The organism is Pseudonocardia sp. NPDC049154 (assembly GCF_040648315.1).
Lineage (GTDB): Bacteria > Actinomycetota > Actinomycetes > Mycobacteriales > Pseudonocardiaceae > Pseudonocardia.
Genome location: NZ_JBEZDN010000161.1, coordinates 1 through 16,022 on the forward strand (window position 1 = coordinate 1; position 16,022 = coordinate 16,022).

The following is a 16,022-nucleotide window of genomic DNA, read 5'->3' on the forward strand; positions in this document are numbered from 1 at the left end:
TTCGACCAGCGCTGCGCGAGCATCAGCGCGTCCCGGTCGCCGTGGCGGACGGCTCGGTAGTTGGCGATCAAGGTCATGAAGGCCCAGGACACGCCCAGGGGCACCAGGATGATGTGTTGCCGCCGGTGACCGGACTGTTTTGGGTCGCGAAGCATGCTCACGCAGGAGGATCTGATGATCCATCGGCAGGTCTCGAAGGAGGATCCAGCGGCCGACGCGGCGGTCGCGCCGGCCTACAGGCAGCGGTTGGACCTCGAGCCGATCCCGATTTACCGGATGCCCGACCACGGCGCTGCGCCAGAGGCGGTCTTCCCATCGATACATGCCCGGTGCGCGACCGCCGAGGCGATCCTGCGCGTGCCGATCCGAGAAGGTTCCAGCTACGACCTCGCCGGCGGCCTGAGCAACGCTCTCCGAAGCGCGTCCAACTTATCTGGCCGCCAACCCGCCGCGGATCTCAACCGGATCAAGCGGCTTCAGTCACGCATAGCCCCACGCAGGGCCCGTTGACTGCCCCATCACCCGGAACCGAACACGCACGGTGTCCAGGGAAAACGGCTGAAGGTCGGCGGGGTGGATGCGCTGGCCCGCGTGCCGCGCTTGGAGTAGGGACAGCGGGGGCCCGGGCGGTGCTCGGGAAACCATCAGAGGAAGGGGCTGCGGCGATGGCAGACGTCCGATACGACATGAAGTGCACGATGAGTCGGGAGCCTGACGGTGACGATCTTCCGGGCCCACTCCGTCATTTTCTGACTCAGCTGAACGAGTTGCGTAGCGCAGAAACTCACAACATGGACCAGGTGGGGCAGATCCTGGTCGAGCTGGCCGCCGACGAGCATTATCTCGGCCCACTGATCACGGAGATACCCTCTGAGTCGCCCGGGGGCAAATGGTTGATCAAACCCGATCGAGGTCCTCGCCTGGTACTGTTCCATCGGCCCGAGGGAGTCATGGCCTACACCCACTCCCATCGTTGCTGCGTCGCAATCGCTCCGGTCCGCGGCGTGGAGACCCATCAGCGGTGGGATGCAGTTCGCCACGACGACGGACGGGCCATCCTGCGTCTTTCAGATGAGCGCGCCATGAATCGGGGCGACGTCGTCACATTGACCCCGCCCAACGACATACATAATCATGGCCATATTGCCCGACTCAGGCCCTACTCCGTACTCGCTCATTCTCCTGGCTGATGACATGTACCTTTTCGAACGAGAGGAATACGATCCCTGGCAGGGGACCTGGCGGAAGGTTGCACCTGGTGATCCAGGCCGGTCACATCGCTGAACCATTTAATTGGTTCCAACCTGATCAAGCTTTCACTTAGCGATGTTCCAGACCGAACCCCACTGAGAGGCGAGCTCACCGCGGCATTGGACGGCTGGGTAAGTCGCACGTCCACCATGCCTCGGGCCGAGTGTTGTGGATATGGCCTAGCCGTCGCCGGCAGCGGTACGACGATCTTCGAGATTGCCTCGCTGGCAGATCAGCCGCCGAGCTTCGGGCATGTTCTCGGCGGCTCGGGCCCTGTCACGACGGGGCCTGGATCGAGCGCCGGATGTGCTCGATGCTACCGCGTCCGCCCGGTCGGGACCGGTTCCTTCAGCCCGGGTCGCTGCGCCGGCCGCGGGCCTCCGACGCCGACCGCGCTTGCCCTGGCTCCCTGGCCGGGGTACAAAAGCCCAGCTGCCCCAGTCCCCGGCGGTGTGCCCGAGCTGGACCACGCATCCCGTCCGAAGAGAGGCAGGGGTAGCTGTGCAACTCAGACCGTGGGTAGGCGTCCGTAGAGCTCCACCCACAGCTCCGACCACGGCTGGGGCCCGATCAGAGCGTCGGACCCCGCGCCGGTGACCGCGGGCGTGAGCAGCGAAGACCCTCCGGCCGTCGAAACCTCCCCCACAGGCGCCGCGGTCCGTGACGAGCGTGACCGGATCGCGGCCCGGCTACTCGAGAGCGTGATACGGCGGCTCTTCTCTGCGGGACTATCGATGAACGCGGCGGCTGCGCAGCTGGCGGACGGGGGCGCCCCGGGGGCTTCGCGGAGGGCCCTGACGCGCATCCACGAGGCCATGTCGACGCTCGACGAGGCGATCGCGGAGGTTCGGTCCACGGTCTACGAGCCGAACCCCCTCGACCACCCGTCCCCCGAGCAGGGGGAGACCGACGGCGCCCCGCTCTGCTCGGCGCCGCTGACGCCATCGACCTGAGGTCCGCTCGGCTCGACCGTGGCATCCGAGAGCGACCGAATCCAGAGGGGTGCTCCGGTCGCTCCTGCCCCGCACCGACACCACCGACCGCATTCGGGGAGGACCGGATGCCGGTGGCGAGAGTTGCCCAGTGAAACCCGAGGGAGGAGGAGATCGCGGAGGTCTAAAGGCGCATGAGGAGGTTTGCACGTTGTGAACAGGTTCGTGCGCGACGTCGCGAAGAGGTCAGCGAGCGCCCCGCTGGACGGTGATCGAGGCTGTCCGAAGGAGCGTGGTGGACAGTTGCTGGCGGGGAAAAGTGGATCATCGCGACGATGCTGATGCTGTTCTCGACGCGGGCGGCAAAACCGCTGCCCGCGCCCACCCTCGACCTACCGACGATCTCGGCCCGCTCCCCAAAGACGTCACCGTGCACCCGATGCCGGCTACGACTCGGGCAAGACCCGGGACGCCCTTGCCGGGCCACCGATCGGCGTGGCACCGGCCGATCAGAAAAGGCGACGTCGCCATCGTCGCGGTGTTCTGGGTCGATATGCCCGACGAGTCGAGTGCCCGCGCGCGCCTAAGAGCGTCCGGCAATTGATGTTGCCTGCGTGTCGCTGCAGGTAGAGGCACGGACCTGCCCGTGATCATCGGATTGCTGAAGTCTGATGCTCGCCGGGAGGGTCCGTGCCTCTGTTGCCATCTTCGGTCATCGAGCCGTTGTGGGTCGAGTTCGCTGCCCTGATCGGGGTCGACGAACGCCCGGCCTTCGCCCCGAGCCACCCGTGGGGCTGTCATCGCCGCCGGATCGACGACCGGCTCGTCTTCGACCACGTCGTCGCCGCCTTGGTGCACGGCAGCGGCTACGAACGCATCGCCAGCCCGGGCTGCTCGGGCCGCACCATCCGCCGCCGCCTCGACACCTGGGCGGCTGCCGGGCACGGCCGGGCACTGCTGCGGCTGAGCCTGGCTGCCTACCACCACATGATCGGGCTCGACCTCGACGACCTGTCGGTGGACGGAGCGATCACCAAGGCCCCATGCGGGGGCGAGATCGCCGGACGCAGCCCCGTTGACCGGGGCAAACAGGGCACGAAACGCTCCATCGCCTGCGAAGGGTCAGGGCTTCCGCTGCATCTGGTCGCTGCCCGTGCCAACGATCACGACTCGCCGCTGCTGGAACCGACCCTGGCCGGGATCCCCGACATGCTCGCCCCCGGCTGCGCACTCCCCGAGCGGCTCACCATGGACCTCGACCGCGGCTACGACTCGGGCAAGACCCGCACCCTGCTCGAGATCCTCGGCTTCGACGCGGACATCGCCGCCAAGGGTCGGCCCGCACCGATCCAGGCAGGCAGACGGTGGCCGGTCGAGCGCCTGCACTCGTGGATGAACGGCTACGGCATAGCTGCGTCGGGTCACCGACAAACGCACGATCATCGTCGAGTTCTACCTCTACCTCGCCGCCGCGCTGACCGTGATCCGGCGCCTGATCAACTCCGCCCGCAGCCGCTACCGCTGGCCCACCGGGCCCACCACCCGCCGACTCCGCTAACCCTCATTTGCCGGACGCTCTAAGCAACTCTTGCACACCGGCGGTACGGGGCAATCTGCCTGAGCTGTCCCAGGATCGGGTAGATAACGCACGGTCCACTGCAGCGGCGACGCGGACGCCTCCCGGCGTGACGGCCCTGTCATCACCAACGCCTACGCCGAACCCGTCGCGCTAGGTTGGTCAGGGCTCGCACTCACCAGCATTGCCAGCAACGCCGCGCAAAGCCCCCCTGCTCGGATCGATGAGTGCAGGCCGCCCAGCTTGAACAGCCGATCACCAAGCCGATCCGCGAGCGAGATCGCATCCACCGGACGGCCCTCGTCACGCATCCTCAGCATCTCTCGGAAGAGCTCAGTGTGGGCCGGCCGGTAGAAGTCATCAGGCTCAACCACAGTCGCCGCCCGGTCGAGTACCGCGGCATGGTGCAGGACGGCTCCGATCACTGCGCGCTCGGCTCCAAGATCTGCAGGTGGGAGGCGCTCAGGCCGTCCATCCTCAGCGTTGGCACCGACAGTCGTCACGCTGTCCTCCGACGGTCGTTCGCCTGTGGAACCCTGGTCCCTTCCTGCCGTGCCTTGTCTTGTCCGCCGGCTCACGGCGAGATCACCCTCGTTCAGCACTCGCGCTGGAGTCGCGAACTGAGCGCGCGCCGCCGCGAGCTCGACTTGGTTGAGCAGCTTCTGCAACAGCGACGCCGCGAGATCGAACAGGCCCAGGCTCGACTCGAGGATGCCCCCGACAGTCGGCAACAGGACCCGGCCACCTCGGGCACTTCCACCCCGGACGTGCCCGGGGAGGCTTCGGCGGAGCCGCCGCCCTCGGCGCCGCGCTCGTTCCACTCGAAGGCGGGGCCCGAGTGGGGCACCCCTGCCGCTTCCGGCTGGGACCCGGACAAATGGCGCAGGCTGCGCGACGAGTCGCTCCCGTCCACGAGACCCGAGAATCCGCCGCGCGAAGGCGAATCAGGTGGGTAGCCTCGCTCGTCGCCCTGACGGCCGTTGGCGAGCTCGCTATAGAGATCCCGATGGACGTGAGCGCGCCAAGCACTTCAGCCGCAAAGCGGACGGCGAACGCTTCCTCGCAATGATCGAGTCATCGAAGCTACGAGGGACCTACGTCGACCCCTCGGATCGCACGACTGTGGCCGAGTACGCGAGGCGCTGGGCGTCAGCTCGCCCTTATCGCCCTTCGACCGCCCGGCGCATCGAGAGCCAGATTCGCCTCCATGTCGAGAACACGTTTCTCGGAAGCCGGCGCATGGCAAGCGTGCTCCCCTCCGACGTCCAGGCGTGGGCAACTCAACTCGCGGCACAACTTGCGCCGTCGACCGTGGAGCTGACGGCGAACATGCTCGAGGCCATCTTCGCCGCAGCTGTGCTCGATCGCGTCGTGGGTAGCTCGCCGGTGGTCAGGCTCGCCTCCCCAAGGCCGACAAGGACCGGGTCGTTCCCCTCACGGTCGACCAGGTGCTCGAGCCGGCCGAGGCCGTGCCCGCACGGACCCGAGCCATGGTGCTGACCCAGGCCGGCCTCGGCCTACGACTCGGGGAGCTCCTCGCCCTACGTCAGCAAGACGTGAAATTCCTGGGTCGCACGGCCCGAGTGGAGCACCAACTCGAGGACCGAACAAGGTCCCGGGTCGATCCGAAGACCCACGGTCGAGGCGCAGCGTTCCGCTGCCTCAGTTCGTCGCTGACGCGTTGGCTCGACACATGCAGCAATGGCCACCACTCGAGGACGGTTCGCTCTTCTACGGCCACAACAGGCGCCCCTACCACCATGCCTTCTACGGTGTGCGCACCTTCAAGGTGGCGGTGAAGAAGCTCGCCAGCGAAGAAGGCTCCACCTTCCCCCCATCGACCACCACTCACGATCTTCGACATCACCACGCGAGCGTCCTACCGGCCGGCGGCGAGTCCGTCGTCGCCGTGGCAGAGCGACTGGGCCACGACGACGCCGGCATGGTCCTGAAGGTCTACGGACACCTCATGCCCGACTCAGAAGACCGCACGCGCAAGATCATCGATGCGGCCTGGTCGGCGGCCTCCACCGAGGTGACCTCGGTGGCACTCGGTGATCCTGTGACGGACTCAGCGCGGACCGAGAGGGGGCAGTCCTCATGACATAGGCCTCTGAGCTGCGTGAATAGCCAGCCAGAGCCCCTCCTCAGCTCTCGAACTTGTACCCCAGCCCGCGCACCGTGACGAGGTGCTGCGGGGCACTGGGGTCCTTCTCCACCTTGGCGCGCAGGCGCTTGACGTGGACGTCGAGGGTCTTGGTGTCGCCGACGTAGTCCGCGCCCCACACCCGGTCGATGAGCTGTCCGCGGGTGAGCACCCGGCCGGCGTTGCGCAGCAGGTACTCGAGCAGGTCGAACTCCTTGAGCGGCAGGGGGACGTCCGTGCCGCCGACCGAGACCACGTGCCGCTCGACGTCCATGCGCACCGGGCCCGCCTCGAGCACGCCGGCGCCGTCGGCGTCCCCGGTGCCGTTCTCGCCGCCGCGGCGCAGGACGGCGCGCACCCGGGCGATGAGCTCACGGGCCGAGTAGGGCTTGGTCACGTAGTCGTCGGCGCCCAGCTCCAGGCCGACGACCTTGTCGATCTCGCTGTCCCGCGCGGTCACCATGATCACCGGGACGGCCGAGCGGGAGCGCAGGGCCTTGCACACGTCCGTGCCGCTCATGCCGGGGAGCATGAGGTCGAGCAGCACGATGTCGGCGCCGTTGCGGTCGAACTCCTCGAGCGCCTCCTGGCCGGTCGTCGCGACGGCGGCGGTGAAGCCCTCCTTGCGCAGCAGGAACGCGAGCGGGTCGGCGAAGGACTCCTCGTCCTCGACGATCAGCACCCTGGTCATCTCATCCTCCAGCTCGGCCGGTCGCCCCGGCCGGGTCTCGGTCGGTCGCCGGGTCCGCCGCGTGGTCCTCCGGAGGGAGGTCCGGCACGGCGGCACCGGTGGCGGGGAGCCGCATGGTGAAGGTCGATCCGGTGCCGGGGCGGCTCCACAGCCGCACCTCGCCACCGTGGTTCGCGAGGACGTGCTTGACGATCGCCAGCCCGAGCCCGGTGCCGCCGGTCGCACGGGAGCGGGCCGGATCGACCCGGAAGAACCGCTCGAACACGCGGACCTGGTGCTCCGGCGCGATGCCGATGCCGCGGTCGGTCACGGCGATCTCGACCCAGCCGTCCTCCAGCCGGCGGGACACCGAGACCGACGCGTCGGGCGGCGAGTAGGCGACGGCGTTCTCGAGGAGGTTCGACAGGGCCGTGACCAGCAGCGTCCGGTCCCCGGCCACCTCGAGGCCGGAGGGCTCGTCGACGGTGATCTCGATGCCGGCCGACTCGGCGGAGAGCCGCGAGCGGCCGAGGGCCTCCGCGACGACGTCGTCGACGTCCACGTCCTCGAGGTCGGGCAGCGCCTCGGCCCCGGTCAGCCGGGACAGCGCGATCAGCTCGGTGACGAGCGCACCGAGCCGGGTCGACTCGCGCAGGATCTTGCCGGCGAAGCGGTTCACCGACTCGGGGTCGTCGACCGAGTCGAGCACCGCCTCGGCCAGCAGCCCGACCGCGCCGACGGGCGTCTTGAGCTCGTGGCTCACGTTGGCCACGAAGTCGCGCCGGGTGGCCTCGAGGCGCACGGCGTCGGACATGTCCGCGGCCTCGACGAGGGTGAACCCGTCGCCCAGCGGCCGCACCACGGCGACGACGGCGGCGGGTTGGCGGCCACGCACCTCCAGCGGGGCGAGGTCCACCTCGACGTCCGTGGAGCCCTCGAGGACCTTCTGGCAGGCGGCCCAGGCGCGCGGGTCGGGCCGGCCGGCCCGGACCACGCCGAGCTCGGCGGCGCGCCGGTTGTGCAGCACGACGTCGCCGTGACCGGACAGCACCGCGAGCCCGGACCCGGTGGACCGGAACACGCGCTGGAGGAGCTCGGCCAGCGTCGGCACCCTGCGGCCGTCCGGCCGGGGCCGGGCGGGCCGGGCGCGGCGGCGGCCGATCAGGACGCCGGCCCACAGCCCGGCGCCGAGGGCGACGGCGACCAGCACCACGGACGCCACTGCGTTCACGGAGGCATCGTAGGCAGCCCGACCAGGGCCGACGCCAGCGTCAGAGGCCCCGAGTGAGCCTCCTGACTCGCCGGACGAGGACTTTTCCGCCCCCGTTCACGGCCCGTTCACCCCACGGGGGAGCGCCCGGCTCAGCGACCCTGGTTCGCCACTCCCTGGATGGCCTCCTCGGCGGCGGCCGGGTCCAGGTATTCACCGCCGGGCACCGTGGGCTTCAGGTCGTCGTCGAGCTCGTAGCGCAGCGGGATGCCGGTGGGGATGTTGAGCCCGGCGATGTCGGTGTCCGAGATGCCGTCGAGCTCCTTGACGAGCGCGCGCAGCGAGTTGCCGTGCGCGGCGACGAGCACGACCTTGCCGGCGCGCAGGTCGGGGACGATCGCCTCGTCCCAGTACGGCAGCATCCGCGCCACGACGTCGGCGAGGCACTCGGTCAGCGGGGCCTGGATGCCGGAGTAGCGGGCGTCGCCGTCCTGCGACCACTCCGAGCCCTTCTCGATCGGCGGCGGCGGCACGTCGTAGCTGCGCCGCCAGACCATGAACTGCTCGTCGCCGAACTCCTCGCGGATCTGCTTCTTGTCCTTGCCCTGCAGCGCGCCGTAGTGCCGCTCGTTGAGCCGCCAGTCGCGGCGCACCGGGATCCAGTGCCGGTCGGCGACGTCGAGCGCGAGGTTCGCGGTGTTGATCGCGCGGCGCAGCACCGACGTGTGCACGACGTCGGGGAGCAGGCCCGTCTCCTTCATCAGCTCGCCGCCGCGGCGGGCCTCGGCCTCGCCGACCTCCGAGAGCGGGACGTCGACCCAGCCCGTGAAGAGGTTCCTCAGGTTCCAGTCGCTCTGACCGTGGCGCAGCAGCACGAGTGTGGGCATGCGCGACAGCTTGCCAAACGGATGCGGGTCGGCGCTGGCGGTCAGGGCTGTCGGTCCGGGCACACTCCGGGCAACGGCACCGCCTCGGGATCGCGGGTGAGCCGGCCGAGCATCGCGCGGGCGATCTCCTCGAGCTGGGTGACCTGCTCGGGGCTCAGGGCGTCGAAGAGGTTCTCGCGGACCGTCCGCACGTGCCCCGGGGCCGCCGCGCGCAACGCCGCATAGCCCTCCTCGGTGAGGGTGCAGAAGGTGCTGCGCCGGTCGTCCGGGCAGGGACGGCGGCACACCCACCCCTTCCGCTCCAGCCGGGTCACCGCGTGGCTGAGCCGGCTCTGGCTGCTCTGCGTGGCGGCGGCCAGTTCGCTCATCCGCAGCGTGTGCTCGCGGGCGTCGGAGAGCATGGCGAGGATCAGGTAGTAGGCGTGCGGCATGCCCGACTCGCGTTGCAGCTGCCGGTCGAGGGCACCGTCGAGCAGCGTGGTGGCCGCGACGTACGCCAGCCACGCCCGCAGCTCGGCGGGTGAGAGCCAGCGGGTGTCGTCCATGCGGGCGAGCGTACGCCGAATCGCTTGAACATTCATCTGTCCGCGGGCTACGGTGTGATTGAAGTTTCACAGAAAGGCAGGCCCATGCCCGTCCAACGCCTCAACCACGCCGTGCTCTACGTCCGCGACGTCGACCGTAGCGTCGCCTTCTACACCGAGGCCCTCGGGTTCCGGGTCGTCGCGTCCGTGCCCGGCCGGGCGGCGTTCCTGCAGGCCGAGGGCTCGTCCAACGACCACGACCTCGGCCTGTTCGGGATCGGCGGGAGCGCCGGGGACACCACCGCCGGACACGGCGCCGTCGGTCTCTACCACCTGGCGTGGGAGGTCGACACCCTCGCCGAGCTCGACCGGATCCGCGGCGTGCTGCGCGAACACGGCGCGCTCGTCGGCGCGTCGGACCACGGCAGCACCAAGGCGCTCTACGCGAAGGACCCGGACGGGCTGGAGTTCGAGGTCAGCTGGCTGGTCCCGGCGGAGCTGCTCGGCCCGGACACCGGGATGCGCACCGGGCCGCTCGACCTCGAGGCCGAGATCGCGCGCTACGGCGCCGCGACCCGGGGCGGGGTGGGCGTCTCCGTGCCGTGACGGATCAGCTCGCCGGGGCGCCGACGAGGTAGCCGTCCCGGGCGCTGAACTGTGCGGTCAGCGTGAACCGGTCGCCGCGGACGAGCGTGTGCCGCCACTCCACGGCCCGCCCGGCGGAGCTGCCGAGGCGCTCGATCGCCAGCGCGGCCACCCCGGCGTCGACCCCCAGCAGGCGGCGCTCCTCGGCCGTCGGGACGACTGCGCGGATGTTCTCGCGCCCGCCCGCGACCCGGATCCCGCAGAGCCGCTCGAGCTCGGGATAGACGCCGGTGTGCGTGAAGTCGACATCGAGCAGCGGGGCCGCGACCTCCTCCGGCAGCCACACCCGGTCGACGGCCAGCGGCTCGCCCTCCGCGAGCCGCAGCCGCTCGAGGTGCACCAGCGGGGTCGACTCCTCCAGCCCGAGCCGGGCGGCGACGACCCCGTCCGCCCGGACGTCGAGCGTGCGGACGACGCTGCGCTGCTCGCGGCCGGTCGACTCGACGGCGGAGAAGAGGCTGTAGAGCGAGCCGAGCTGCTGCTCGATCTCCATCGGCGCGGCCAGCCGCGGTGCCCGGCCCCGGCCGGCGACGACGACGCCCTCCTCGCGCAGCCGGCGCAGCGCCTCGCGCACAGTGTGCCGGCTGACCCCGTACTCGCCGACGAGGGCGAGCTCGCCGGGGAAGGAGTGGTCGAACTCGTGCGCGTCGAGCCGCGCGCGCAGGTCGGCCAGCAGCTGCGCCCACAGCGGCTCGGCACCCTTGCGCACCAGGGGGCGCGCGGCCATCGCGTCCTCCTGGGGATCGACCGTCGGCGTTCGACCGAGGGTAACCCGCCGGTGACGCGGCCCGGCCGAGGAGGCGGCCGGTCTCACCCGGGTCCGGGAGCGTCCGCGGGCGGCGGGGTCGGCCGGCGGCGGTGCCGGTACACCCGGCGGCCGAGCAGGACGAGCCCGGCGAGCACCGCCACCACGGGCAGCATCGGCACCACGAACCCGAGCGCGGCCAGCGACACCCGGCCGATCGCGCGCAGCCCCTCCCAGCCGACGGCAAGGCCGCCGAGGAAGCCCGACGGGCCGGGGACGGCCACGGGCGGGACCGGCAGCAACGCGACCTCGACGGTCGCCAGCGCCACCTGGTCCTGCAGCACCGCGAGCCGCCGCTGCAGCGACTCCAGATCGGCCTCGCGCGCGGCCAGCTCGGACTCGATCGAGACGATCTCGCCGATCGTCGTCGCGCGGTCGAGCAGCGCGCGGACCCGGGCGACGCTCGCCCGTTGCGCCGCGACCCGCCCCTCCAGGTCCGCGACCGGGGCGCTGACGTCCTCGGCCCGGCTCGTTCGGGAGGTCACGGTCCCGAGGCCCGCGAGCCGCTCGGCGAGGGCGTCGAGCCGGTCCGCCGGCACGCGCAGGGTGAACCCGGCCGAACCGCTCCCCGCGCGCTCGTCGGCCACGAACCCACCCGCGGCGGCGACCGCGCCCCGGACCTCGGCGGCCGCGGCCACGGGGTCGCCGACCTGCACGGTCAGCTCCGCGGTGCGGACGACGTCGCGCCCCGGGACGACGTCGGTCAGCGGGGCGGTCCCCGGCGCCCCGGCGACGGCACCCGCGGAATCGGCCGGCGGGACCGAGCGGGCGGACCCGGGCGCGGACTCACTGCTCGACACGGTGCCCCCGTCGGGCGCCACCGCGATCTCGGGCCGGGCCAGGGTTCCCGGCTCCGCCGAACTCGAGGCGCCGCCGCTGTCCCGCATCGCCACGCCCGTCACCACCGACGCGGACGCCAGCACCACCACGCCCGCCGCCACCCAGACCGCCCACCTGCGCATGACCCGCCCTCCTCCGTCGTCGGGGGAAGGACGGACGAGAGCCGCGATCCGGTTGCATGCGCACCGGCCCGAGCCGGGCGAGCGGGCGTCAGTCGATGAGGTGCTCGAAGGCCTTGAGGTTGGCCAATGACTCCCCGCGCTCCGTCCGCCAGGCGTACTCGCGGCGGATGGAGGTGGCGAAGCCCAGCTCGAGGAAGGTGTTGAAATCGCCGTCGGCGGCCTCGAGGACCTGGCCGAGGACTCGGTCGAGCTCGTCCGCGCTCACCGCGACGAACGGGATGCGGCCGACGAGGTGGATGTCGCCGACCCGGTCGAGCGCGTAGTGCACGCCGTAGAGACGGGCGTTGCGCTGCAGCATGAAGCGGTAGACGCCCTCGTGGTTCTCGTCCGGCTGCCGGCAGACGAAGGCCTGCACGAAGACCGTCTGCTCGCGGACGACCAGCCAGGTCGGGGTGTTGAGCCGGTTCGTGCCCTCCAGCGTGACGAGGTACTGGCCCGCCTCGCGCCGGTGGTACCCGACCTCCAGCTCGTCGAGCGCCTTCCCCACCGCCGTGTCGATCTCGGGGGGATCCGTCTTCTCCGTCTCTGCGCTCACGCCTCGATGATGCCCGCGACCAGCCGGTCCCGCAGCCGGGCCCGGTACTCCCGGGTGGCGTCGGCGTAGGTGGCCAGCAGGGCGTCCGTGGTGCGCTCCCAGGAGAACTCCCGGGCGTGCGTCACGGCGCCGCGGGCGAGCCGTTCACGGCGCGCGGGGTCGAGCGCAACGGCGGCCAGCGCGGAGGCCCACTGCCCGGCGCCGTGCCCGGGGACCAGCAGCCCCGACCGGCCGTCGGCGACGGCCACCGGCAGGCCCCCGACGTCGGCCGCGACGACCGGCGTCCCGCAGGCCTGCGCCTCCAGCGCGACCAGGCCGAACGACTCGTTGTGGCTCGGCACGGCGATCACGTCGGCGGCCCGGTAGACCCGCCCCAGCGCCGGCCCGGCCTGCGGCGGCAGGAACCGCACGACGTCCGTGATGCCCAGGTGCGCCGCCAGCTCCTGCAGGGCGGTCGGCTCGGTCAGCCCGCTGCCCGACGGCCCGCCGACGACCAGCACGACCAGCCGCTCGCGCAGCGCGGGATCGCGGCGGAGCATCTCGGCGGCGGCGCGGAGCAGCACGTCCGGGGCCTTCAGCGGCTGGATCCGCCCGACGAACCCCAGCACGACGGCGTCGTGCCGCAGGCCGAGCGCCTCCCGCGCCTCGCACCGGGAGGCGGGGCGGAAGCGGTCGAGGTCGACGCCCGGCGGGATGGCGACCGTGCGCAGCGGGTCGGCCTCGCACAGCTCGACGAGCTGGCGCACCTCGGTGTCGGTGTTCGCGACGAGCCGGTCCGCCTCCGCCGCCACCTGGTCCTCGCCGATCACGCGGACCATCGGCTCGGGCTGGTCGCCCTCCGCGAGCGCGGCGTTCTTGACCCGGGCGAGGGTGTGCGCGGAGTGCACCAGCGGCACGCCCCAGCGGTCCCGGGCGAGCCACCCGACCTGGCCGGAGAGCCAGTAGTGGGAGTGGATGACGCCGTACCAGCCGGGCTCGTGGTGCGCCTCGGTCCGCAGCACGCCGGCGGTGAAGGCGCACAGCTGCCCGGGCAGGTCGTTCTTGCCGAGGCCCTCGAACGGCCCGGCCGCGATGTGCCGGACGAGCACCCCGGGAGCCAGCTCCGCGACCGGCGGCTGCTCCGACGACGTGGCCCGGGTGAAGATCTCCACGGGGATGCCGCGGCGCGCCATGCGGGTGGCGGTCTCGGAGATGTAGACGTTCATCCCGCCGGCGTCGCCCGTGCCGGGCTGCTCCAGCGGGGAGGTGTGGACCGAGAGGATGGCGACGCGTCCCCGGACGGGCGGGGGCGTGTGCAGGTCGGCTCGGTTTCTCACATGCTTCTTCCTAGCACGAGGCCGGGCTGGTCACTCGTCGTCGCCGATCCGTCCGGACAGGGTCAGCAGCGCCCGCACGGCGTCCGCGGCGTGCACCCGTCCGGCGGCATCGATCCAGGTCGGAACGCTCCGGCGCCCCTTCCCGGGCCGGCTGAGGTCGACCTCGAGGGTGTCGTGCAGCCACAGCTCGCCCCCGGGGACCGGCAGGCCCGCTGTGCGGCAGGCCACCACCACCTCGGGCAGGGCCGACCAGCGCACCGGCCGCCCGTCGCCGACGACCTCCCCGACCACCACGTCGGAGGCGAGCGGCAGGTCCAGGATCTCGGCCAGCGCGTGCGGCTCCCCGCCGACGATCAGGTCGTGCGCCGGCAGCACCGCCGCGGCCCACGGGGCGTCGAGCACCACGGCCGCGTCGACGCCGACGACCGTGCCCGCGAGCGAGCGGACCCGGTCGGGGAGGTCGAGGGCGTCGACGTCGACCGCCCCCTCCGCGACGGCCGCGGCCAGCACCGCGTGGGCGTCGGCCGCGAGCGCGGCGTCGACGGTGCGCCCGGCGTCGGCGAGCCGGTCGAGCAGGTCCGCGGCCTCCTCGGTGCTGTCGACGGCCAGCTCCGCGCGGACGCCGATCGCGGCGAGCAGGCGCTCGTCGAGCGCGGCCGGGACCGGGTCGTAGAGGCCCGCGAGCCGCTCGGCCCCCGCGAGCCGCCAGTGCCCGGGTTCGTGCCCGCCGAGCAGGGCGTTCCGGGCGAGCCACCAGCCGGTGTACCCGCCCGGCTCCAGCACGGCGGCCCGGGTCTCCGGGCGGCCGGCGAGGAGCGCGAGCGCGGCGGGCCACGCGTCGTCCGCGACCAGGTCGAGGTCCCGGACGCCGGTGACCCGGGTCGGCTCGGCGCCCTCGTCCCACCAGAGGTCCTCGTCGTGCAGGTCGTGGTCCGGCCCCGTGGGCTCCTCGTCGACGACGACGGCGAACCCGTCGAGCACCCCGGCCGCGACGAGCGCCTCCCGCGGGATCCGCGCGGCCCACGCGGGGTCGAGGACGCCGATCGGCGCCTCCGCGTCGAACAGCGGCCGGACCGCGGCGTCGGGGAGCATCAGCTCGTCGGCGCGTGACGGCAGGCCCTCCGCGTCCGGGAGCGCGAGCGCGCCGAACCCGGGCGCGACCGTCACGGCGAGCAGGCCGAGCACGGCCTCGGCGAGGGGCGCGGTGTCCAGGCCGGCGTCGGCGTCGTCGAGCGAGCGGTCGACGGCCTCGCGCAGCGCGGGATGGTCGAGCAGCGCACCGGGATCGGTGGCGGTCGCCCCGAGCCGCTCCAGCAGCGGGTGGACCGCGTCCGGGTCGGCGACGTGCAGGCCGGGCAGGGCGAGCCCGGCGACGGCCCGGGTGCCGGCGTCGAGACCGGACCCCGGGAGCAGGACGCTCGGCGGACCCGCCACCAGGCGCCCGTCGAGCAGCGGGACCGGGAGGGCGCGCAGCTCCTCGGTCAGCCCGGGCACGGTCTCGACGGCGGGCTCCAACGCCGCGTACAACGCGCACCACCAGTGCGGATCCCGCTCCACACCGTGCAGCCGCTCCGCCAGCCCGGCGGCGCCGACCCGCCCGACCCCGAGCTCCCCGAGCGCGACCGACTGCCGGGGCTCGACGGCGGCGAGCCGGCCGAACGCGGGATCGGCGGCGGCGAGCAGGGCGGGCAGGTCCGGGGCGCCGGGCAGGTCGAGCCACTCCGCGCGGCGCGGCACGAGGTCCGCGGCACCGGGCACGGCGGCCGGCAACCAGGCGCCTTCGGCGAGGGCGTCGACGACGGCGGCGCGCAGCCGGCCGTCGAGCTCGGAGAACGGGAAGCCCGGCGCCGGCACGAGGTCGAGCCGGTGCTCGGGGGCGACGACCCGGACCAGGTCGAGGTAGGCCGCGGCGGCCGCGGCGAGCACCGCGTCGGCCGTCGGTCCGGTCCGGACGCGGCGACGGTCCGGGTCCAACGGCAGGTCGGCGATCAGCCGGGCCGGCAGCCCGAGCCGCTCGACGGCGGCCGTCGGCGCGTGCAGGACCTCGCCGGAGTCCGGGCCGAGCGGGGCGGGCTCGCCCAGGACGTCGACCGGCAGCGCCCAGCAGACCCCGCGCTCGCGGCGGTGCCGCTCCTCGACCGCCGCGCCGGGCTCGGTCGTGACGCTGCTCCGGACCACGCGGAAGCGCCGGTCGCCGACGACGGTGATCCCGTCTGCCTCCTCGCGACGCAGTGCCGTGGGCTCCCCGTCCGGCGGCGCGAGGACGACCTCGGCGAGGTCCGGCAACGCGAGCAGGAGGTCCGGGGCCGCGGCGCGGGCGCGTTCGAGCAGGTCGGCGGGGTCGAGGCCGGGGCGTACCGGGAGCCGGACCTCGGTGGCGTACCCCGCGGGCGGGCCCGGCTCGTCGGGCTCGACGGGCCAGACCAGGCGCAGCACGGGCACGTGCCATGCCGAGTCCGGCGGCAGCGGCGCGCTCCCGGGCCGCCTCGATCGACGGCGCGTG

The 16,022-nt window shown here is 72.6% G+C and carries 14 protein-coding genes and 1 pseudogene; 5 read left to right on the top strand and 10 right to left on the bottom strand.

Annotation, left to right across the window (positions count from 1 at the left end; all coding sequences use genetic code 11):
• Positions 1-153 precede the first annotated feature (153 nt).
• The 3 genes and pseudogenes from AB0B41_RS39165 to AB0B41_RS39175 all read left to right on the top strand — a co-directional run bounded on the left by AB0B41_RS39165 (position 154) and on the right by AB0B41_RS39175 (position 3,741).
• Positions 154-510, top strand: coding sequence for a hypothetical protein (locus AB0B41_RS39165; RefSeq protein WP_358212092.1), 357 nt, complete (start codon positions 154-156; stop codon positions 508-510).
• A 1,556-nt stretch (positions 511-2,066) separates the two neighbouring features.
• A complete protein-coding gene (locus tag AB0B41_RS39170; RefSeq protein ID WP_358212093.1) occupies positions 2,067-2,204 on the top strand; it encodes a hypothetical protein in 138 nt (45 codons plus the stop codon).
• A 669-nt stretch (positions 2,205-2,873) separates the two neighbouring features.
• Positions 2,874-3,741, top strand: a pseudogene (locus tag AB0B41_RS39175) (IS5 family transposase).
• 152 nt (positions 3,742-3,893) lie between these two features.
• Here AB0B41_RS39175 and AB0B41_RS39180 read toward each other — a convergent pair.
• Entirely contained in the window at positions 3,894-4,580 is a 687-nt protein-coding gene (locus tag AB0B41_RS39180) for a DnaB-like helicase N-terminal domain-containing protein (RefSeq protein WP_358212094.1), read from the bottom strand.
• An 872-nt stretch (positions 4,581-5,452) separates the two neighbouring features.
• Here AB0B41_RS39180 and AB0B41_RS39185 point away from each other — a divergent pair.
• A complete protein-coding gene (locus tag AB0B41_RS39185; protein ID WP_358212095.1) occupies positions 5,453-5,863 on the top strand; it encodes a tyrosine-type recombinase/integrase in 411 nt (136 codons plus the stop codon).
• 43 nt (positions 5,864-5,906) lie between these two features.
• Here the strand turns inward: AB0B41_RS39185 and AB0B41_RS39190 are convergent, their stop codons facing one another.
• The 4 genes from AB0B41_RS39190 to AB0B41_RS39205 all read right to left on the bottom strand — a co-directional run bounded on the left by AB0B41_RS39190 (position 5,907) and on the right by AB0B41_RS39205 (position 9,217).
• On the bottom strand, positions 5,907-6,596 hold the full coding sequence (locus AB0B41_RS39190) for a response regulator transcription factor (RefSeq protein WP_358212096.1): 690 nt from the start codon (positions 6,594-6,596) through the stop codon (positions 5,907-5,909).
• A gap of 1 nt (position 6,597) precedes the next feature.
• Positions 6,598-7,797, bottom strand: coding sequence for an ATP-binding protein (locus AB0B41_RS39195; RefSeq protein ID WP_358212103.1), 1,200 nt, complete (start codon positions 7,795-7,797; stop codon positions 6,598-6,600).
• Positions 7,798-7,937: 140 nt separating this feature from the next.
• A complete protein-coding gene (locus tag AB0B41_RS39200; RefSeq protein ID WP_358212104.1) occupies positions 7,938-8,681 on the bottom strand; it encodes a phosphoglyceromutase in 744 nt (247 codons plus the stop codon).
• 32 nt (positions 8,682-8,713) lie between these two features.
• Positions 8,714-9,217, bottom strand: a complete 504-nt coding sequence (locus tag AB0B41_RS39205) for a MarR family transcriptional regulator (RefSeq protein ID WP_358212097.1) — start codon at positions 9,215-9,217, stop codon at positions 8,714-8,716.
• 84 nt (positions 9,218-9,301) lie between these two features.
• Between AB0B41_RS39205 and AB0B41_RS39210 the strand changes: the two genes are divergently transcribed.
• On the top strand, positions 9,302-9,802 hold the full coding sequence (locus AB0B41_RS39210; RefSeq protein WP_358212098.1) for a VOC family protein: 501 nt from the start codon (positions 9,302-9,304) through the stop codon (positions 9,800-9,802).
• A 4-nt stretch (positions 9,803-9,806) separates the two neighbouring features.
• Here AB0B41_RS39210 and AB0B41_RS39215 read toward each other — a convergent pair whose 3' ends face one another.
• The 5 genes from AB0B41_RS39215 to AB0B41_RS39235 form a co-directional block, all read right to left on the bottom strand.
• A complete protein-coding gene (locus AB0B41_RS39215) occupies positions 9,807-10,568 on the bottom strand; it encodes a GntR family transcriptional regulator (protein WP_358212099.1) in 762 nt (253 codons plus the stop codon).
• Between the two features lie 83 nt (positions 10,569-10,651).
• Positions 10,652-11,608 (bottom strand): DUF4349 domain-containing protein, encoded by a 957-nt coding sequence (locus tag AB0B41_RS39220; protein WP_358212100.1) that lies wholly within the window; start codon positions 11,606-11,608, stop codon positions 10,652-10,654.
• 88 nt (positions 11,609-11,696) lie between these two features.
• Positions 11,697-12,155: a YbjN domain-containing protein gene (locus AB0B41_RS39225; RefSeq protein WP_358212105.1), complete on the bottom strand. Its 459-nt coding sequence runs from the start codon at positions 12,153-12,155 to the stop codon at positions 11,697-11,699.
• Positions 12,156-12,199: 44 nt separating this feature from the next.
• Entirely contained in the window at positions 12,200-13,519 is a 1,320-nt protein-coding gene (gene mshA, locus AB0B41_RS39230; protein WP_358212101.1) for a D-inositol-3-phosphate glycosyltransferase, read from the bottom strand.
• 30 nt (positions 13,520-13,549) lie between these two features.
• Positions 13,550-16,022 (bottom strand): ATP-binding protein (locus AB0B41_RS39235; protein WP_358212102.1); only part of this gene is annotated, 2,473 nt, incomplete at its 5' end.